Source organism: Flavobacterium sp. (assembly GCF_044349645.1).
Taxonomy (GTDB): Bacteria; Bacteroidota; Bacteroidia; order Flavobacteriales; family Flavobacteriaceae; genus Flavobacterium.
The window spans coordinates 1-19,001 of record NZ_JBIKQP010000019.1 but is presented as its reverse complement, the minus strand read 5'-3'; the positions used below and the strand labels follow the sequence as shown (position 1 = coordinate 19,001).

Genomic DNA, 19,001 nt, shown 5'->3' with positions numbered 1-19,001 from the left:
TTAGAAATTGGCTTCAAAATCCCGTAAAATTTTGAATTTAATACATAAATTTGCACTTCTAAATAACATCAACACTTTTAATAAAAATATGAAAACAGATGCTTTTGCTTTAAGACATATTGGACCAAATGAAAATGAGCTTCAACATATGCTAAAAACAATTGGTGCAACGTCACTTGATCAATTGATTCTTGAAACTATTCCTGAAGATATTCGATTAAAAAAACCATTAAATTTAGCACCTGCAATGTCAGAATATGAGTTTTCAAATCATATTGCTGAATTGGGAAATAAAAACAAAGTGTTTAAAACCTATATCGGTTTAGGATACAATCAAGCGATTGTTCCTGCAGTTATTCAGAGAAATATTTTTGAAAATCCAGGTTGGTACACTGCTTACACACCTTATCAAGCGGAGATAGCTCAAGGACGTTTGGAAGCAATTTTAAATTTTCAAACTATGGTTATTGAATTAACTGGGATGGAAATTGCTAACGCTTCTTTGTTGGATGAAGGTACTGCTGCTGCTGAAGCAATGGCTCTTTTATTTGACGTAAGAACTCGTGATCAAAAGAAAAATAATATTTGTAAGTTCTTTGTTTCTGAAGAAATTTTACCTCAAACTGTTTCTGTTTTAATTACTCGAGCAGCCCCTATTGGTGTTGAATTGGTAATTGGAAATCACGAAACTTTTGATTTTTCAAATGAATTTTTCGGTGCAATTTTACAATATCCAGGTAAATTCGGGCAAGTTCATGATTACGCTTCTTTTATTGCAAAAGCTAAAGAAAATGAAATTAAAGTTGCCGTTGCAGCAGATATTTTAAGCTTAGTAAAATTAACTCCTCCAGGAGATATGGGAGCTGATGTAGTTTTAGGAACAACGCAACGTTTTGGAATTCCGTTAGGTTACGGTGGTCCTCACGCTGCTTATTTTGCTACAAAAGAGGAGTTTAAAAGAAGTATGCCAGGAAGAATCATAGGAGTTACAGTTGACACCAACGGAAATCGTGCTTTAAGGATGGCATTGCAAACTCGTGAGCAACACATTAAAAGAGATAAAGCAACTTCAAATATTTGTACAGCACAAGTATTATTGTCAGTTATGGCCGGTATGTACACAGTTTACCACGGTCCAAAAGGATTGAAATATATTGCAAATAAAGTTCATGCTTCAGCTGCGACATTAGCAAATGAATTGAAGAAACTAGGTTATGAACAAACTAATAATGCCTTTTTCGATACTATTGTTGTAAAAGCAGACGCTAAGAAAGTGAACAAGTTGGCATTAGAAAATGAAATTAACTTCTATTACATTGACGATGCTTCAGTTTCAATTTCTTTGAATGAAACTACAAGTATTTCCGATTTAAATAAAATTCTCGAAGTTTTTGCTGCTGCAAATGGAACTCAGTCAACTTCAATTCAAGAATTAACTTCTACGAATCATTTTCCAGAACATTTAGAAAGAACTTCAGAATTTTTAAAACACGAAGTATTCAACAGATATCATTCAGAATCTGCAATGATGCGTTACATTAAAATGTTGGAAAGAAAAGATTTGGCTTTAAATCATTCAATGATTTCTCTTGGTTCATGTACAATGAAATTGAATGCCGCTGCTGAAATGTTGCCTTTGAGTAATCCAATGTGGAATAATATTCACCCATTTGTTCCATTTGAACAAGCACAAGGATACAAAGAAATGTTGACAAAATTAGAGCAACAATTGAATGAAATTACTGGTTTTGCTGGGACTACTTTGCAACCAAATTCAGGTGCTCAAGGAGAATATGCTGGTCTAATGGTTATTCGTGCTTATCATCAATCTCGTGGAGATCACCATAGAAATATTGCCTTAATTCCATCATCGGCACACGGAACAAATCCTGCTTCTGCAGCCATGGCCGGAATGAAAGTTATTGTTACTAAAACCCTTGAAAACGGAAACATTGACGTTGACGATTTACGTGAAAAAGCAATTTTATACAAAGACGAACTATCTTGTTTGATGGTAACTTATCCATCTACTCATGGAGTTTTTGAAAGCGCTATTAGAGAAATTACTCAAATAATTCACGATAATGGAGGTCAAGTTTATATGGATGGGGCCAATATGAATGCTCAAGTTGGATTAACAAATCCAGCTACAATAGGCGCTGATGTTTGCCACTTAAATCTTCATAAGACATTTGCAATTCCACATGGTGGAGGTGGTCCTGGTGTTGGTCCAATTTGTGTTGCACCGCAATTAGTTCCGTTTTTACCTTCAAATCCTGTAGTTTGTACTGGTGGTGAAAATGCAATTACAGCAATATCTGCTGCACCTTGGGGATCTGCTTTAGTATGTTTGATTTCTTATGGATACATTTCAATGTTGGGAGCTGAAGGAGTTACCAACGCTACTAAATATGCAATACTAAATGCAAATTATATAAAAGAGCGTTTGAATGGTCATTATGATACTTTGTATTCTGGCGAAATGGGTCGTGCGGCTCATGAAATGATTATAGAGTGTCGACCGTTTAAACAAAAAGGTGTTGAAGTTACCGATATTGCAAAACGTTTAATGGATTATGGTTTTCACGCTCCTACAGTTTCGTTTCCAGTTGCAGGAACCATGATGATAGAGCCTACTGAAAGTGAAAATTTAGAAGAATTGGATCGTTTTTGTGATGCAATGATTGAAATTAGAAAAGAAATTGAGGCAAGCAGCATTGAAGATCACGATACTGTTTTGAAAAATGCTCCTCACACACTAGCAATGGTTACAGCTGATGTTTGGAATTTTCCTTACACCCGAGAAAAAGCAGCTTTTCCATTGGAATACATTTCTGAAAACAAATTTTGGCCTACCGTTAGAAGAACTGATGATGCTTACGGTGATAGAAATTTAGTTTGTTCTTGCGCCCCAATTGAAGCGTATATGGAAAATTAAACAATATAATTTTAACTTAAATCCATCTCAAAAGTCAAATTTCGAGATGGATTTTTTTATTTTTGAATATGAAAGATATTGAAAACCAAGACGATTTATATTATTTAGTCGATAATTTTTATAAAAGATTATTGTCAGATGCTTCTATAAGTTACATTTTTACGGATGTTGTGAAAATTAAGTTGGAAGAACATTTACCGATATTAGTTACATTTTGGTCACAAGCAATTTTCGATACCGGTGGGTATTTCAATAATCTAACTAAAATTCACCTGGATATTAATGAAAAAGAAAATCTAACACCTGAGTTATTTACCATTTGGCTAAATCACTTTAATAACTCGGTTGATGATAATTTTGTTGGAACAAATGCTGAAAAAATCAAAACTCAAGCTTTAAGTTTGGCAACCATAATGCAAATTAAAATAAATATTGATAATAAAAATAAATAATCAATAACTATTGAACTTATTATTTGATTAATTCACAATTACACACTTCATTAGGTTGATTTATCGTTAATTAACGATTTTAATTATTAAATTAGCTTGTAATTATATTTCAATGCGATGAACATAAAAATAACAGGCTCCGGAAGTTACCTACCAGAAATTATTGTAAGTAATTTAGATTTTACCAATCATCATTTCATGAATGAAGACGGAACACCATTCGCCTATAGCAATGAAATCGTAATTGGAAAGTTCAAAGGCATTACTGGAATTGAAGAAAGAAGGTATGCAGAAACCTCATTAATTACCTCCGATATGGCCTATTTGGCTTCTGATAAAGCAATAAAAAATTCGGGAATTGATCCAGAATCGTTAGATTATATTATTGTTGCTCATAATTTTGGAGATATTAAGAGTGGAACCATTCAATCGGATGCTTTGCCTTGTTTAGCCGCTCGTGTAAAAAATAAATTACAAATTCAAAATCCAAAATGTGTCGCTTTTGACATCCTTTTTGGTTGTCCAGGATGGATCGAGGGAATGTTACAAGCCTATGCTTTAATTAAATCTGGAATGGCTCAAAAATGTTTGGTTATTGGCGCAGAGGCATTATCAAGAGTTGTAGACCCTCACGATCGTGATTCTATGATTTATGCTGATGGAGCAGGAGCAACCATTGTAGAAACTACTGATGAAAATTGTGGTATTTTATCTCACGAAAGCGCTTCCTATACTTATACCGAAAAAGACTATCTTTTTTATGGAAAATCGTTTAATAATGATTTAGATCCAGATGTTTTTTATATAAAAATGCATGGTAGAAAAATTTACGAATTTGCTTTAAGCAATGTTCCCACAGCCATGAAAAGCTGCTTGGAGAAAAGTGGAATCGCAATTGAAGAGGTGAAGAAAATTCTAATACATCAAGCCAATGAAAAAATGGATGAAGCAATTATAAACCGTTTTTATAAATTATACAATCAAACTCCACCTGATGGAATTATGCCTATGAGCATTAACTTTTTAGGAAATAGTAGCGTGGCAACGATTCCAACTTTATATGATTTATTGGTGAATAACCAACTTGAAAATCATGAAATAAAAAAGTGCGATATTTTACTTTTTGCTTCGGTAGGAGCAGGTATGAATATTAACGCTTTTGTTTATCGATATTAGAATCTCAATTTCTGAATCGTTTTTTCAAGCCAAAAATTGTAAGAATAAACTAATTTTAAATTGTAAATAACCAATAGATTTAATGACAAGCAGAATAGTGTTTTGTATATTAAGTTCAATAAATGGTTGTTTACTATCGGTAAATAGTAGCTAGTTAATAATACTAATACAAATACCAAAATCAATTTTAAATACGAATAATCGAAAGGTAAGATTTTGAATTTCTTATAAATAAATAACAATTTCGATAAATTAAAGAGTATCATGGAAATCAAAGAGGCAACCGCAACTCCTTCAATTCCGTAGTTTAGTACTTTTATAAATAATAGATTAAGAGATACATTTAATATAATCAATAATCCAATTGCTATTAAATTGAATTTATAATATTTAGAATACGTAATTATTTCCCCATTAAATCCAGTTCCCATATTGATCAATACATTAAATCCTAAAATCAAGATTACAGGAATTGAATCAATTAGATTTTCATGAGTTGGCAACAGCATAAATAAATTATTAATTCCCAAGAAAATACAACTATAAAGTAGCGCTCCAATAAAGAAAAGCAGCTTTGAAATTTCTTTGTATTTTAAATCAAGTTCTGAAATTTGGTTGTTTTTAATGTAGTTTGAAATTATTGGTGCATATAAAATAAAAATCCCTGTTGCAGGCACCGCTAGGGCTGAAGCCAATGTAACTCCGATGCTAAAAGTACCATTTGCTTCCATAGAAATAAACTTTGGAATCATAATGGAGTCGATTCGAAAGGCAAATACTGAACCCAAACTTCCAGCAAATGCAAACATCGAAAAGCGGTACATTTCTTTCTTATTAATTTCTGAAAATAATGATTTATAATCAAATTCAAATTTTGGTTTGAAGTAATAAAACAGGTAAATCCCAACAAATACAGCTATCAATCCATAGGAAATAATATAGAAAAGTAGTGACTCTTGAATAGAATAATATTGGTTTAAAACCAATAAAAAGATTATTGGTAAAATAAGTTTTGGAATAATATTATCAAAAAAAGTAGGGATTGCTATTTTACCAATAATAGTAGATTGTTTTTTAAACAAATCGATTAAAGCCAGTGAAAATCCAATTGGGAAAGCCAAGTAAATATATTTTAAACCTGATAATGCCGGAATTAATGAAGTTAATCCTATTAATGAAAGTAAAATAAATCCGATTGAAAAAATGGATAAAACACTATATGAAAATAGTTGTTTTTCTTGTTTAGAATCTAATTTTGGTCCAAATTTAATTAGCGTTTGTGAAGCTCCTAAAAGCATTATTGGAAATAAAATTTGAGCTAAAGATTCTACATATCTAAAAATCCCAAGCATTTCTTTGTTTTTTGGATAAATAAAAAGTGTAGAAATAATTCCAATAAGAATTCCTACATAATTAATTATGGTAAAGAAAAAAGCTTGTTTGTGAGTTTCTTTATTTGACATAATTATAGTGGTAAAACACCATTTATCCCTTTAATTGATTTTTTTCGAATTTTTAATAACATTCCAATATTCAAAAGTAAGTTAAAATAATACAATAAAAGTTTAATAAATATAGAAATTGACTTTAGTACACCTAGATTTGAAAAATGAAATTTTGATAACCCAAAAACCGATTTTAATCCTAAAAGTACTGCAATAAAAAGTGAATTATTACAATTAATCATCTGATTTAAAACCAAATACTTTGATTGTAATTCTATTTTATTTGGATTCAATTTTACAATTCGGTCATGACAAATTGCAGAATTTTTCACCACCCCAATTTTATATCCATGGTATTTAACTCGTTCGCAGAAATTCCTGTCTTCACCATAATGACTAAATATTGGATCAAAATAGCCGGTTTTAGTAAAGCATTCTTTTGAAACTAACCATGCGGCAGCATTAATAAAAGGAACTATTCGAATCGATTCTGAATCTTCTACTTTTTCAAATCTATTGAAATATGTATTGAAATTTTCATCAAAAGTTATTTCATCAGCTGAATAGTGTAAAGGACTAACTATGCCTAAATTTGGTTTTTCGAATAAGGCTTCAACTAAACTTGAGATTGTATTTTCATAAACCCAAGTGTCCTGATTTAATAAAAAAACTGCGTCTGCTCCTTTTTTAAGTGCAACATCAATTCCTATATTATTGGCTTTGCCAAAGCCTAAATTTTCTTTATTTTGAATAAGTTCAACTGTGCTAAATTCCTTAATGGTAGAGATGCTTTTATCGGTTGATGCGTTGTCAACGATAATAATATCAATTGGGTAATTTGAATTTAAAAGTGAATTCAAGTTCTTTTTTAACCAAATTGCCCCGTTAAAAGTTACAATAACAACAGCTATTTTCTTTTTCAAATGAAAGTTATTTTTTAATCACTACAAAAATAATGATATTTGCAGTAGACTTTGTAAAAAAATGAAATATTACATTATTATTCCGGCCCATAATGAAGCTGATTTTATTGCCTTGACATTAGAATCATTAGTTTCACAAACTGTTTTGCCTTCAAAAGTGGTAGTCGTAAATGATAATTCTACTGATGAAACTGCTACAATTGTTGATAATTTCAGTAAAAACCATTCTTATATTTCATTGGTAAACAAAACTTCAGAAGCGATTCACATGCCAGGAAGTAAAGTTATTCAAGCTTTTCATAAAGGATTTGAAACAGTAGATTCGAATTATGATATTATCGTAAAATTGGATGCTGATTTAATTTTGCCAAATAATTATTTTGAGACAATTTTAAATCATTTTAAAAGTGATAGTAAAATTGGAATGGCAGGCGGATTTGCTTACATAGAAAAAAATGGCGTATGGATTTTGGAAAACCTAACCGATAAAGACCATATTCGCGGAGCATTTAAAGCTTATAAAAAAGAATGTTTCCTTCAAATTGGGAATTTAAAACCAGCAATGGGTTGGGATACAGTTGACGAATTGCTTTGTAAATTTTACGGATGGAAAGTAGTTACGGATGCTACTTTAAAAGTTAAACATTTAAAACCTACCGGAGCAAATTACAATAAAACTGCGCGATTCAAACAAGGAGAAGCTTTCTATTCAATTGGTTATGGTTTTTTTATTACCTCTATTGCTTCAATGAAATTGGCTTTTTTGAAAGGGAAACCATTGTTGTTTTTGGATTATATTCAAGGGTTTTTGAGAGCAAAATTTAATCATAAACCGCTTTTGGTTTCCAATGAACAAGCGAAATTTATAAGAAATTATCGATTAAAAAAGATGAAAGAAAAAATCTTCAAATAATCAAATAACTGATTTTTCAAAATTAACATCCCTAATAATTCAAAAGTCGCAACTTATCGTTAATTTCGCCAATATATTTAATTTATGATGCTTATTCGTTACATATCGCAAATCGGAAAATACTTCATGATGTGGGGTGAAATTTTCAAAAAGCCTACTAAATGGTCGGTTATGAAAGTTCTCATTTATAAAGAAATTGACGATTTAATTATTGGTTCTCTTGGAATTGTAGCGTTTATTTCGTTTTTCGTTGGGGGAGTTGTAGCAATTCAAACAGCCTTAAATTTAACGAATCCCTTAATTCCTAAATACTTAATTGGATTTGCAACCCGACAATCTGTAATTTTAGAGTTTGCACCTACTTTTATTTCGGTTGTAATGGCAGGAAAAATGGGTTCATTTATAACGTCAAGTATTGGAACTATGAGAGTTACAGAGCAAATTGACGCTTTGGAAGTAATGGGAGTAAATTCCCTAAATTATTTAGTTTTCCCTAAATTAGTTGCATTGTTATTGTATCCTTTTTTAATTGGTATTTCAATGTTTATTGGTATATCAGGTGGTTATATCGCTGCTGTTTATGGAGGTTTTGGTACCGAAGCTGATTTTGTATCTGGGTTACAACAAAAGTTTATTCCATTTCATATCGCTTACGCATTTATAAAAACATTTATTTTTGGACTTATTTTAGCCACAATTCCTTCCTTTCATGGATATTATATGAAAGGTGGAGCGCTTGAAGTTGGAAAAGCAAGTACTGTTTCCTTTGTTTGGGCTTCTGTTTCAATTATTGCTGTGAATTATATTTTAACGCAACTTCTTTTGACCTAATGATAGAAATAAATAACATAGAAAAGTCATTTGGCGAAAGCAAAGTACTTAAAGGAGTTTCGACAATTTTTGAGACTGGAAAAACCAATTTAATTATTGGGCAAAGTGGTTCTGGAAAAACAGTATTACTTAAAAGTTTACTTGGAATTCATTCGCCAGAAGTTGGAACTATTTCATTTGACGGAAGAATATATTCTGATTTACCTGCAGAAGATAAAAGAGAATTACGAACAGAAATTGGGATGGTTTTTCAAGGAAGCGCTCTTTTCGATTCTATGACAGTTGAAGATAACGTAGGTTTTCCTTTGAAAATGTTTACCAATAATTCTAAATCTGAAATTCAAGATCGAGTAAATTTCGTTTTGAAAAGAGTAAATCTCATTGATGCAAACGGAAAATATCCTGCCGAAATATCCGGCGGAATGCAAAAACGTGTAGCTATTGCAAGGGCAATTGTAAATAATCCAAAATATTTATTTTGCGACGAACCTAATTCTGGATTAGATCCAAATACGGCTATTTTAATTGATAATTTGATTAAAGAAATCACGGAAGAATACAATATTACAACCGTTATAAATACTCATGATATGAATTCCGTTATGGAAATTGGAGAAAAAATAATTTTCCTTAAAAACGGATTAAAAGCTTGGGAAGGCAATAAAGAAGAGGTCTTTAGAACCGACAACCAAGCAATAGTTGATTTTGTATATTCTTCGAATTTGTTTAAAAAAGTTCGTGAAGCCTACCTAATGGGCAAGTAAATTATTGTTTTAAACTGGCAACTACTCCTTTAATTTCCTGCTCTTTTGATTTCGGATAAATAAGTAAAACATTGTCTTTATCAACCACAATAAAATCTTCTAACCCATCAATAATCACCAATTTATCTTTCGATGTGCTAATAATATTACTTGAAGAATTTTTTAATAAAACGGTGGCATTAACAACTGCATTATTATTTTCGTCTTTATCTAATTTTTCATGCAATGAACCCCAAGTTCCAAGATCATTCCAATCGAAAGTAGCTGGTAAAACATAAACGTTTTTGGCTTTTTCTAAAATAGCATAATCAATTGATACATTTTCAGCATTTGCATAATTTTCATTAATAAAATCGGATTCCGAATTGGTGTTGTAATTTTCATATCCTTTTAAAAACAATCCAGTCATTTGAGGTTGGAATTTTTCAAAAGCTTCAACTATAGATTTTACAGACCAAATAAAAATTCCTCCATTCCATAAAAAATTTCCACTTGCAAGAAATGATTTTGCAGTTTCATAATCTGGTTTTTCACGAAATTGATTAACCGTTTTTATTGGGTTATTATCTGATTTATTATATTCAATATATCCAAATCCAGTATTTGGGAAAGTAGGTTTTATACCTAATGTCATCAAAGAATTCTCATTCGAACAAAAGTCAAAACATTGCTTTAAATTTTCAGTAAACAGCGCTTCATCTTCAATCCAATGGTCACTTGGAGCAACTACCATTACAGCATCGGGATTTTGTTTTTTTATTTTTAAAGAGGCATATAAAATACAGGGTGCGGTATTTCGCATCGCAGGCTCCAATAAAACCTGCTCTTGTTTTACCATTGGCAATTGTTCTAAAACCAAGTCATTGTATTTTTCATTAGTTAGAATTAAAATATTTTCAACAGGAATAAGTTTTGATAATCTGCTGAAAGTTTTTTGTATTAAGGTGTCGCCTGATCCAAGCATATCATGAAATTGTTTTGGAAATTCAGTTGTACTAACAGGCCAAAATCTTGATCCAACTCCACCAGCCATTAGAATGGCATAATAATTTTTATTCATTTTCTAATTTTTTAAAAGCTCTACTTCTGCATTTGGATTAAATAAATAAGTTCGCCCGGAACTCATTTCTACACATTCATATCTTTTTACTCTTTGTGCAATTTTCTTAAATATTTTCCCATTTGAAATTCTAAAAACACTTCCGTAAGGAAGTTCAAAGATATAGTTTTTATCGTTTTCAGCGTCATATTGTTTTAATGCCAAAGACAATGTAGCATCAGTATCACTACTCGCTTTTGGATTTTTAAAATGTCGAGCTAATAAAGGCAATAAATTTGGCGGAAAAATTTCTGGCCTTATAAAAGGCACCATTAATAATTGAAAGCTATATTTCCATTCGTCTCCGTGAGGTTTTATATTTCTACCAAATTTTTCAAATGCAACTAAATGGGAAATCTCGTGTATTAATGTAATTAAGAATTTGTATTTGTTCAAATTGGCATTTACAGTAATTTCATGTTTGCCGCTTGAGCCCCTTCTATAATCTCCATGTCTTGTAACTCTTTCATTTACAATTTTAAGATGAACTTGGTTGGCTACGATTAATTCAAAAACTGGATTGACAGCTTGTTCTGGGATATATTTTGATAATGTTTCGTTCAAGAATTTTAATTTAAGGCGTTGATGATGATACTTGTATAACTTTTCCGTTGTAATATTTATTTCCTATTAAGGTGAAATCAAAAATGTAATTGGCCATTTCTGCTGCCGATAAATTCGCTTGATAACCCGGAAATGCTTCGGCTAACATTTCTGTTTGCACAGCTCCTAATGCTAACACATTAAAGGAAATTCCTTGTTCCTTGTATTCTTCTGCAAGTAATTCTGAAAGTGTAATTACCGCCCCTTTACTAGAACTGTAAGCTGATAATCCTGCAAATTTCATGCTCCCTTGAATTCCTCCCATGCTACTAATCGTAACAACGTGGCTTCCTTTTGAAAGAAATGGTAGGCAAATTCTAGTCAAATTAGCAACCCCAAAAACATTCACCTTGTAGATATTTTCAAATTCTTCAGTTGAAGTTTCTTCAAATGGTTTCAATAATAATGCTCCAGCGTTGTGAACTATTGCATCTATTTTTTTCATTGAAGAAGCTAAAAATTGTTCAACTTGTGTTAAATCTTCTTCCTTAGACAAATCTACGGAGAGACAAGTGACATTATTATTTTCAATTAATATTTGAGGTATTTTTCTTGAAAGAGCTAAAACATGGTGACCAGCATTTGCAAATTGCAATGCTAATTCTAATCCAATCCCACGTGAAGTACCTGTAACTATTATGTTTTTCATGATGCTAAATTAAATAAAATTTAATAAATATCTTAAGGTTTTCTAATATACAATTATAATTTTAAAATAAATAAAATTATCTAAATCCTTTATTAATTTCAAAGTAATTCTAATCTTAATTTCTTATTTTTGACAATGTTGAAATTTGTTATTACAAATGTGGAGAAGTCTTTGACATGAAAGCCTAAGATAGTAATAAATTTATCGCATTAGAAATTTGTAAGTCAAAAAATGCTTATCGAGTTCCCTCCAATTTGAATAAAAATAAAATTGGATAGCCCGAAAAAGCAAAGTCAATTTTAGAAGAAATAAAAAATTAAACATTCATAAATAAGTTAAATAATGCGTACTCATTTTATAGCAATTGGAGGAAGCGCGATGCACAATTTAGCATTGGCATTGCATAATAAAGGATATCAAGTTACAGGAAGTGACGATGCTATTTTTGAACCCTCAAAATCCAGATTAGAAAAAAAAGGAATTTTACCCTTGCAATTAGGATGGTTTCCTGAAAAAATAACTTCCGAGATCGATTCTGTAATTCTAGGAATGCACGCAAAAGCAGACAATCCCGAATTACTTAAAGCGCAAGAATTAGGATTGAAAATTTATTCTTATCCTGAATTTTTATACGAACAATCAAAAAATAAAACTCGAGTTGTAATTGGCGGATCCCATGGAAAAACAACAATTACCTCCATGATTCTGCACGTGATGCATTTCCATAATATTCAAGTTGATTATATGGTTGGTGCACAATTAGAAGGATTTGACACAATGGTTCATTTAACAGAAGAGAACGATTTTATCGTCCTTGAAGGAGATGAATATTTGTCTTCGCCAATGGATAGACGTCCAAAATTTCATTTATATCAACCAAATATCGCATTGATTTCGGGGATTGCGTGGGATCATATTAATGTATTCCCAACCTATGAAAATTATGTTGAACAGTTTGAAATTTTCATCAAAATGATTACCAACGGTGGCATTTTGGTTTATAATGAAGATGATTTAGAAGTTAAAAGAGTGGCGGAAGCTGCCACAAATCCTATTCGTAAATTACCATATTCAACCCCGGAATATTCCGTAAAAGACGGAGTTACCTTATTAGAAACTCCAGAGGGTGCAATGCCAATTGAAGTTTTTGGAGCTCATAATTTAAATAATTTGGCTGGTGCAAAATGGATTTGCCAAAACATGGGCGTTGACGAAGCCGATTTTTATGAAGCAATTGCTAGTTTTAAAGGTGCCTCAAAGCGTTTAGAGAAAATTGCAGAAAGTAAAATGAAAGTTGCCTATAAAGATTTTGCACATTCGCCAAGTAAAGTAGCAGCAACTACCATAGCCGTTAAAGAACAATATCCAAATCGAACTTTAGTTGCGTGTTTAGAATTGCACACTTACAGTAGTTTGAATGCTGAATTTCTTAAAGAATATCAAGGCGCACTAGAATATGCTGATGTTGCAGTGGTTTTTTATTCGCCAGATGCAGTTAAAATAAAACAGCTGGAAGAAGTTACTTACGATCAAATTGCAAAAGCGTTCAACCGCGAAGATTTGATTATTTATACTAATCCTGCTGCTTTTAAAGAGTATTTATTCAATATCAATTTTGAAAATTCAGCACTTTTATTGATGAGTTCTGGAAATTATGGAGGTTTAAACTTTGATGATGTTAAAGCTTTGATTGAGTAATTAACAGAATTATTTTCACTTTATTATTAAACGCCAATTATCTTATTATTCAATGGAAAATAATTCATTCCCAATTACAAATTGGTCAGAAGACGACCGTCCACGAGAGAAATTAATGTTAAAAGGAAAAGCTGCTTTAAGCGATGCCGAATTAATAGCAATATTAATAGGTTCAGGAAGTAGGAATGAAAGCGCAGTCGAATTGAGCAAAAGGATTTTGTCCAGTGTGGATAATAACTTGAATGCTTTAGGAAAATTATCATTATCGCAATTGCTAACTTTCAAAGGAATTGGCGAAGCAAAAGCTATTTCTATAATTGCTGCAATGGAATTGGGCCGACGAAGAAGGGGAGAGGAAGCCGCAGAATTAAAAAAAATAACTTCTAGTAAGATGATTTTTGAAATTATGCAGCCTATAATTGGAGAATTACCTCACGAAGAATTTTGGATAATTTATGTCAATAATTCCAATACAATTGTTTCAAAATCGCAGTTGAGTAAAGGTGGAATAACCGCAACTTTAGTTGATGTTCGATTGATATTTAAGCATGCATTAGAAATTGGAGCTACAGGAATTGTTCTCTGTCACAATCATCCTTCTGGAACTTTAAAAGCCAGTGATGCCGACATTAAGATTACAAAAAAAATAAAATTAGCTGCTGATAGTTTAGATATTACTATTTTAGACCATCTAATTATCACCGAACACGGATTTTTGAGTTTTACAGATGAAGGGATTTTATAAGCTTAAAGCAAATAGAAATTAAATATGAAAATTGACCATGTATTTTTTGATTTAGATCACACACTTTGGGATTTTGAAAAAAATTCAGCCTTAGCTATTGAAACTATATTTAAAAAACACGCAATTAATGTCGATTTACAACAATTTCTTTTTCATTATGTACCTATAAATATTAAATATTGGGAGTTGTATCGAGTTGATAGAATAACCCAATTTGAGCTGCGTTTGGGTAGATTAAAAGACACGTTCCAGCTATTAAATTACGAAATTGACGATGAAAAAATAATTTTCTTATCTGAAGAATACATCGAATATTTACCAAAATTCAATTACCTTTTTGATGGTGCAATTGAAATTTTAGACTATCTAAAACCAAAATACAATTTGCATATTATAACCAATGGATTTCAAGAAATTCAAGGGAACAAATTGAAAAATTCAAATATTCAACATTATTTTGATACGGTGACCAATTCAGAAATGGCTGGGGTAAAAAAACCAAATCCTTTGATTTTTGAATATGCAGTAAAAGAAGCTAAGGCCTCTAAATCAAACAGTATTATGATTGGAGATTGTATCGATGCAGATGTAAATGGAGCTTTAAATTTTGGTATGGACGCCATTTTATTCAATATAGATCCTTCAAAATCGTATAATAATATTAAACAAGTTTCACATTTATTAGAATTAAAAAAACACCTTTAAATTATGAAAAAAATACTATTTATATTGCTGTTTTTAGCAACGAGCATAAGTTATTCTCAATCATTAAATGATTATAAATATGCTATTGTGCCTTCAAAATTTGAATTCATTAAGGAAAAAGACCAATATCGGTTAAACACACTTACAAAATTATTAATGGAGAAATATGGTTTTATAGCCTACTTTGATAATGATATTTTACCAAGTGAAGTAGCTGAAAGTGACTGTAAAAAAGTATTTGTTGATGTAAAAAGTAATGGAAATTTATTTGTAACTAAATTGACCGTGGTTTTAAAAGACTGTAAAAATGCGGAAGTATTTACTTCAGTTGAAGGAAAAAGCAGGGAAAAAGAATTAAAAGTTGCTTATAATCAAGCGTTGCGTGAGGCGTTTTCTTCATTTGATAAATTGGAATATAAATATAGTGGTAATGATAATCGCATTAGCAATGTCAATAACGATGTTAAAGTACCAATTGTAAATCAAAAGTTATTTGCAAAACCGTTAGGTGAAAATTTATTTCAATTATTAACTAATGACACTGACATTCCTAATTTAGTATTGACCATCGCCAAAACTAATAATCCTTCAATTTTTATTGTTGAAGAAGCTATGAGATCAGGAGTTGTTTACAAAAACAATAATGAATGGATTTTCGATTATTATGAAAATGAAAAATTTGTTTCCGAAAAATTAAATATTGTAAATTTATAATCAATAACCGTATTTATCTTTCCAACGATTTTTTAAAAATTCACGTGTGCCATTTTCTCTAGGATTTTCCCCTGGATTATAAAGTTTGGTTTCTGAAATATCTTCAGGTAAAAACTCTTGTTCCGCAAAATTATTTGCAAAATCGTGCGAATATTTATAGTCTTCTCCATAACCCAATTCCTTCATTAATTTAGTAGGAGCATTTCGTAAATGAATTGGAACTGCCAAATCTCCGGTTTGTTTTACCACTTGTTGAGCTTCATTTATGGCCATATAACTCGAATTACTTTTTGGAGAAGTAGCTAAATAAATAGCACATTGACTTAGTAAAATTCTGCTTTCGGGATAACCAATGGTCGAAACTGCTTGAAAAGTATTATTTGCCATTATGAACGCTGTAGGATTAGCATTCCCAATATCTTCGCTCGATAATATCAACATTCGACGAGCAATAAATTTAACATCTTCGCCACCTTCAATCATTCTAGCCAACCAATATACTGCGCCATTTGGATCACTTCCACGAATCGATTTTATAAAGGCCGAAACTATATCATAATGTTGCTCACCCGTTTTGTCATATAAAACGGTATTTAGCTGGACTAATTGAAGTACTTTTTCATTTGTAATAATTATTTCTTCCTCACTTGAAGCATTTACAACCAATTCAAATATATTCAAAAGCTTGCGCCCATCACCACCTGAAAGTCTCAAAATGGCTTCCGTTTCCTGCAAAACGATATTCTTCAATTTTAAAAATCGGTCTTCTTTAATTGCTCGCTGTAACAAACTTTCCAAATCTGATTTTGAAAATGCATTCAAAACATATACTTGGCAACGAGATAATAATGCCGGAATAACTTCAAAACTTGGGTTTTCAGTAGTTGCACCAATCAAAGTAATCCATCCTTTTTCTACCGCTGCCAATAAAGAATCTTGCTGTGATTTACTAAATCTATGAATCTCATCAATAAACAAAATTGGATTTTTTGTAGTGAACAATCCGCCGCTCTGTTTCGCTTTATCAATTACTTCACGAATTGCCGCCACTCCTGAATTTATTGCACTCAACTCATAAAATGGTCTTTTTGATTCCTGAGATATTATCTGCGCCAAGGTAGTTTTTCCCGTTCCAGGAGGCCCCCATAAAATTAACGAGGGTATAATTCCCTTTTCAATTTGTTGGGTTAGTGATCCATTGGGTCCCACTAAGTGCAACTGACTTATATATTCGGATATTTTTTGAGGGCGAATTCGCTCTGCTAAAGGTGCTTCCATCTCGTAAAATTACTATTTTTTTTGAAACTATTTTTCCTTTTTTTTGGAGCATTATCCAGCACTCCGTTTCAAGTCCTCGCCAAAACAAGTATTTTTCTAAGCCTAAAAAGGAGCTTACTTTGGTCGCTCTTTTTAACCAAGAAAAAATCACTTGTTTTTGTCTTCGGGCTTTTCACTTCGGTCTGGGCTAGCGTTTTCGAAAAATTGTAATTAATGGTTTTATCTGACAAAATAGCACTTTGTTTTTTTGGTTTTATTTTTGATTATATTGTAAAGAATTTCAACGATAAACGTTTCATGAACGACAACCATTTTAAATATTCAATTTCAGTAATATTATTACCATTTTTAATTGTAATGTCATTGTGGATTCTATTTTGGGTTGACATTCGTTTTCATTTAAATTTAGATCAATTCGGAATTTATCCGAGAAATTTCTTTGGATTAATTGGTATTATCTGCGCGCCATTTCTTCATGGAAATCTAGAGCATCTTTATAACAACTCTATTCCTCTATTAGTATTATTAGCTGCTTTGCGTTATTTCTATAGAGATATCTTCTTCAAAATTTTATTAAACGGAATACTACTTTCAGGATTAATAACTTGGGTTATCGGTCGCGAATCATTTCATATTGGTGCAAGTTCCTTGATTTATGTATTGGCAAGCTTTATTTTCTTTAAAGGAATTATGACTAAATATTATAGATTAGTAGCGCTTTCATTGCTTGTAGTTTTAGTTTATGGAAGTATGATTTGGTATATTTTTCCAAATGTAAAGGAAGGAATTTCCTGGGAAGGACATCTTGCGGGTTTAATTACTGGATTTGCATTTGCTTTAATTTATAAAACCCCTGAATATAAAAAAATCATAAAGTACGATTGGCAACACCCAGATTATGATCCATCGAATGACAAATTTATGCAACGATTTGATGAAAACGGAAATTTTGTAAATCCACCTATTGTTGAGGAAGATCCTGAAATTGATACTTATTTTAATTCAAGTCATTCAGTCAACTACGAATTTAAAGAAAAAAAAATGGATTAAAACCAGAACTTTAATCCATTTAGAAATGTTTTATTTTAATTATTGTCTTTGTCGAACAGCTTCATATAAAAAAGCCCCGCAAGCCACAGAAACATTAAGTGAGCCTATTGTTCCAAACATAGGAAGCTTTGCTTTTTCATCAACAATTTTTAATACTGAAGGATTTACACCTCTATCTTCAGATCCCATAATGATAGCCACAGGTTCGTTAAGAGAAATGTCATAAATATTTTGATCAGTTTTTTCAGTAGCGGCAACAGTTTTTATTTCACTTGCTTGAAGTAAGAAAATCGCATCTTTAATATGTTCCACTTTGCAAATTGGAATATTAAAAACGGCACCAGCAGAAGTTTTAACAGTATCACCATTTACAGGAGCAGCTCCCGATTTTTGAATAATAATTCCATTTACTCCAGTACATTCAGCTGTTCTAATTATTGCGCCAAAATTTCTAGCATCTGAAATTTGATCAAGTATAAGAAAAAGTGGTTTTTTCCCGTTTTCAATTACTGTTTCTATTAAAGATTCTAAATCAAAAAAGGAAATAGGAGAAATACTTGCTACTACCCCTTGGTGATTATTAGGTGTAAGTCGGTTTAATTTTTCAACAGGAACGTAAGAGAAATTAGTATTATTTCTCTTCATCACTTTCATAAGGTCTTTCATTAATTCCCCTGAAATTTCTTTTTGCACAAAGACTTTGTCAATTTCTTTTCCAGACTGAATTGCCTCAATTATTGCGCGTATTCCAAATATTAAGTGTTCTTTTTCCATTTTGCAAATATATAAAAAAACCATCCCGATTAGGATGGTTTTATAAATTTAGAATGTATGATTTTAATATCCTGTATTTTGTTGGATTCCACCATTTGCATTTAACTCAGCTTGTGAAATAGGTAAAGCCCATTTGTAGCTAGTTAAAGATAAATTAGTTGGGTTTGCACCTGGAATGTTCCAAGAAGCTGAAGCATAATCAGCAGGATCTCTATCTAAAGAAGCACCAGCTAAAGTTCCTAAA

Annotated in this window: 19 protein-coding genes; 11 read left to right on the top strand and 8 right to left on the bottom strand. The window is 31.4% G+C overall.

The window, feature by feature from the left end; all coding sequences use genetic code 11:
• Positions 1-88: 88 nt before the first annotated feature.
• From gcvP to AC9UFV_RS05485, 3 genes are all read left to right on the top strand, one after another.
• A complete protein-coding gene (gene gcvP, locus AC9UFV_RS05495; protein ID WP_509573647.1) occupies positions 89-2,938 on the top strand; it encodes an aminomethyl-transferring glycine dehydrogenase in 2,850 nt (949 codons plus the stop codon).
• 68 nt (positions 2,939-3,006) lie between these two features.
• A complete protein-coding gene (locus tag AC9UFV_RS05490; RefSeq protein ID WP_509573645.1) occupies positions 3,007-3,390 on the top strand; it encodes a group III truncated hemoglobin in 384 nt (127 codons plus the stop codon).
• A 117-nt stretch (positions 3,391-3,507) separates the two neighbouring features.
• Entirely contained in the window at positions 3,508-4,566 is a 1,059-nt protein-coding gene (locus tag AC9UFV_RS05485) for a 3-oxoacyl-ACP synthase III family protein (RefSeq protein ID WP_509573643.1), read from the top strand.
• On the opposite strand, the gene AC9UFV_RS05480 is transcribed toward AC9UFV_RS05485, so the two are convergent.
• Both AC9UFV_RS05480 and AC9UFV_RS05475 read right to left on the bottom strand, forming a co-directional pair.
• Positions 4,563-6,029, bottom strand: a complete 1,467-nt coding sequence (locus AC9UFV_RS05480) for an MATE family efflux transporter (protein ID WP_509573641.1) — start codon at positions 6,027-6,029, stop codon at positions 4,563-4,565. The two genes, AC9UFV_RS05485 and AC9UFV_RS05480, sit on opposite strands and share 4 nt — an antisense overlap.
• A 2-nt stretch (positions 6,030-6,031) precedes the next feature.
• Complete coding sequence (locus AC9UFV_RS05475) at positions 6,032-6,934, bottom strand: glycosyltransferase family 2 protein (protein ID WP_509573639.1); 903 nt, start codon at positions 6,932-6,934, stop codon at positions 6,032-6,034.
• Between the two features lie 61 nt (positions 6,935-6,995).
• Here AC9UFV_RS05475 and AC9UFV_RS05470 point away from each other — a divergent pair, with 61 nt between their 5' ends.
• The 3 genes from AC9UFV_RS05470 to AC9UFV_RS05460 all read left to right on the top strand — a co-directional run bounded on the left by AC9UFV_RS05470 (position 6,996) and on the right by AC9UFV_RS05460 (position 9,442).
• A complete protein-coding gene (locus AC9UFV_RS05470; protein ID WP_509573637.1) occupies positions 6,996-7,847 on the top strand; it encodes a glycosyltransferase family 2 protein in 852 nt (283 codons plus the stop codon).
• An 84-nt stretch (positions 7,848-7,931) separates the two neighbouring features.
• Positions 7,932-8,678 carry an MlaE family ABC transporter permease gene (locus AC9UFV_RS05465; RefSeq protein ID WP_509519582.1) on the top strand — a complete coding sequence of 249 codons (747 nt, stop codon included), beginning with the start codon at positions 7,932-7,934 and terminating at the stop codon, positions 8,676-8,678.
• Positions 8,678-9,442 carry an ABC transporter ATP-binding protein gene (locus AC9UFV_RS05460; protein ID WP_509573635.1) on the top strand — a complete coding sequence of 255 codons (765 nt, stop codon included), beginning with the start codon at positions 8,678-8,680 and terminating at the stop codon, positions 9,440-9,442. Before AC9UFV_RS05465 ends, AC9UFV_RS05460 begins: the two co-directional genes overlap by 1 nt.
• 1 nt (position 9,443) lies before the next feature.
• Here AC9UFV_RS05460 and AC9UFV_RS05455 read toward each other — a convergent pair whose 3' ends face one another.
• Genes AC9UFV_RS05455 through AC9UFV_RS05445 form a run of 3 tightly spaced genes read right to left on the bottom strand, consistent with a single transcriptional unit; the run spans position 9,444 to position 11,793 of the window.
• A complete protein-coding gene (locus AC9UFV_RS05455) occupies positions 9,444-10,502 on the bottom strand; it encodes a mannose-1-phosphate guanylyltransferase (RefSeq protein WP_509573633.1) in 1,059 nt (352 codons plus the stop codon).
• 3 nt (positions 10,503-10,505) lie between these two features.
• Positions 10,506-11,105, bottom strand: a complete 600-nt coding sequence (locus AC9UFV_RS05450) for a SprT-like domain-containing protein (protein WP_509573631.1) — start codon at positions 11,103-11,105, stop codon at positions 10,506-10,508.
• A gap of 10 nt (positions 11,106-11,115) precedes the next feature.
• Positions 11,116-11,793 carry an SDR family NAD(P)-dependent oxidoreductase gene (locus AC9UFV_RS05445; protein ID WP_509573629.1) on the bottom strand — a complete coding sequence of 226 codons (678 nt, stop codon included), beginning with the start codon at positions 11,791-11,793 and terminating at the stop codon, positions 11,116-11,118.
• Between the two features lie 342 nt (positions 11,794-12,135).
• Here AC9UFV_RS05445 and AC9UFV_RS05440 point away from each other — a divergent pair, with 342 nt between their 5' ends.
• Genes AC9UFV_RS05440 through AC9UFV_RS05425 form a run of 4 tightly spaced genes read left to right on the top strand, consistent with a single transcriptional unit; the run spans position 12,136 to position 15,655 of the window.
• Positions 12,136-13,491 (top strand): UDP-N-acetylmuramate--L-alanine ligase, encoded by a 1,356-nt coding sequence (locus AC9UFV_RS05440; RefSeq protein ID WP_509573627.1) that lies wholly within the window; start codon positions 12,136-12,138, stop codon positions 13,489-13,491.
• Positions 13,492-13,543: 52 nt separating this feature from the next.
• On the top strand, positions 13,544-14,236 hold the full coding sequence (gene radC / locus AC9UFV_RS05435; protein WP_509573625.1) for a RadC family protein: 693 nt from the start codon (positions 13,544-13,546) through the stop codon (positions 14,234-14,236).
• 24 nt (positions 14,237-14,260) lie between these two features.
• Positions 14,261-14,941, top strand: coding sequence for a YjjG family noncanonical pyrimidine nucleotidase (locus AC9UFV_RS05430; RefSeq protein ID WP_509573623.1), 681 nt, complete (start codon positions 14,261-14,263; stop codon positions 14,939-14,941).
• Positions 14,942-14,944: 3 nt separating this feature from the next.
• Positions 14,945-15,655: a hypothetical protein gene (locus AC9UFV_RS05425; RefSeq protein WP_509573621.1), complete on the top strand. Its 711-nt coding sequence runs from the start codon at positions 14,945-14,947 to the stop codon at positions 15,653-15,655.
• Here AC9UFV_RS05425 and AC9UFV_RS05420 read toward each other — a convergent pair whose 3' ends face one another.
• Positions 15,656-16,933 carry a replication-associated recombination protein A gene (locus AC9UFV_RS05420; protein WP_509573619.1) on the bottom strand — a complete coding sequence of 426 codons (1,278 nt, stop codon included), beginning with the start codon at positions 16,931-16,933 and terminating at the stop codon, positions 15,656-15,658.
• A 297-nt stretch (positions 16,934-17,230) separates the two neighbouring features.
• Between AC9UFV_RS05420 and AC9UFV_RS05415 the strand changes: the two genes are divergently transcribed.
• On the top strand, positions 17,231-17,983 hold the full coding sequence (locus tag AC9UFV_RS05415; RefSeq protein WP_509573686.1) for a rhomboid family intramembrane serine protease: 753 nt from the start codon (positions 17,231-17,233) through the stop codon (positions 17,981-17,983).
• 39 nt (positions 17,984-18,022) lie between these two features.
• Here the strand turns inward: AC9UFV_RS05415 and rlmB are convergent, their stop codons facing one another.
• Entirely contained in the window at positions 18,023-18,757 is a 735-nt protein-coding gene (rlmB, locus tag AC9UFV_RS05410) for a 23S rRNA (guanosine(2251)-2'-O)-methyltransferase RlmB (RefSeq protein WP_509573616.1), read from the bottom strand.
• Between the two features lie 63 nt (positions 18,758-18,820).
• On the bottom strand, positions 18,821-19,001 hold a 181-nt coding region (locus AC9UFV_RS05405), incomplete at its 5' end, for a hypothetical protein (RefSeq protein WP_509573614.1).

Coding starts and splice junctions, on each gene's coding strand:
- gcvP (WP_509573647.1), top strand. CDS start 89: ATGAAAACAGATGCTTTTGCTTTAAGACATATTGGACCAAATGAAAAT.
- AC9UFV_RS05490 (WP_509573645.1), top strand. CDS start 3,007: ATGAAAGATATTGAAAACCAAGACGATTTATATTATTTAGTCGATAAT.
- AC9UFV_RS05485 (WP_509573643.1), top strand. CDS start 3,508: ATGAACATAAAAATAACAGGCTCCGGAAGTTACCTACCAGAAATTATT.
- AC9UFV_RS05480 (WP_509573641.1), bottom strand. CDS start 6,029: ATGTCAAATAAAGAAACTCACAAACAAGCTTTTTTCTTTACCATAATT.
- AC9UFV_RS05470 (WP_509573637.1), top strand. CDS start 6,996: ATGAAATATTACATTATTATTCCGGCCCATAATGAAGCTGATTTTATT.
- AC9UFV_RS05465 (WP_509519582.1), top strand. CDS start 7,932: ATGATGCTTATTCGTTACATATCGCAAATCGGAAAATACTTCATGATG.
- AC9UFV_RS05460 (WP_509573635.1), top strand. CDS start 8,678: ATGATAGAAATAAATAACATAGAAAAGTCATTTGGCGAAAGCAAAGTA.
- AC9UFV_RS05455 (WP_509573633.1), bottom strand. CDS start 10,502: ATGAATAAAAATTATTATGCCATTCTAATGGCTGGTGGAGTTGGATCA.
- AC9UFV_RS05445 (WP_509573629.1), bottom strand. CDS start 11,793: ATGAAAAACATAATAGTTACAGGTACTTCACGTGGGATTGGATTAGAA.
- AC9UFV_RS05440 (WP_509573627.1), top strand. CDS start 12,136: ATGCGTACTCATTTTATAGCAATTGGAGGAAGCGCGATGCACAATTTA.
- radC (WP_509573625.1), top strand. CDS start 13,544: ATGGAAAATAATTCATTCCCAATTACAAATTGGTCAGAAGACGACCGT.
- AC9UFV_RS05430 (WP_509573623.1), top strand. CDS start 14,261: ATGAAAATTGACCATGTATTTTTTGATTTAGATCACACACTTTGGGAT.
- AC9UFV_RS05425 (WP_509573621.1), top strand. CDS start 14,945: ATGAAAAAAATACTATTTATATTGCTGTTTTTAGCAACGAGCATAAGT.
- AC9UFV_RS05420 (WP_509573619.1), bottom strand. CDS start 16,933: ATGGAAGCACCTTTAGCAGAGCGAATTCGCCCTCAAAAAATATCCGAA.
- AC9UFV_RS05415 (WP_509573686.1), top strand. CDS start 17,231: ATGAACGACAACCATTTTAAATATTCAATTTCAGTAATATTATTACCA.
- rlmB (WP_509573616.1), bottom strand. CDS start 18,757: ATGGAAAAAGAACACTTAATATTTGGAATACGCGCAATAATTGAGGCA.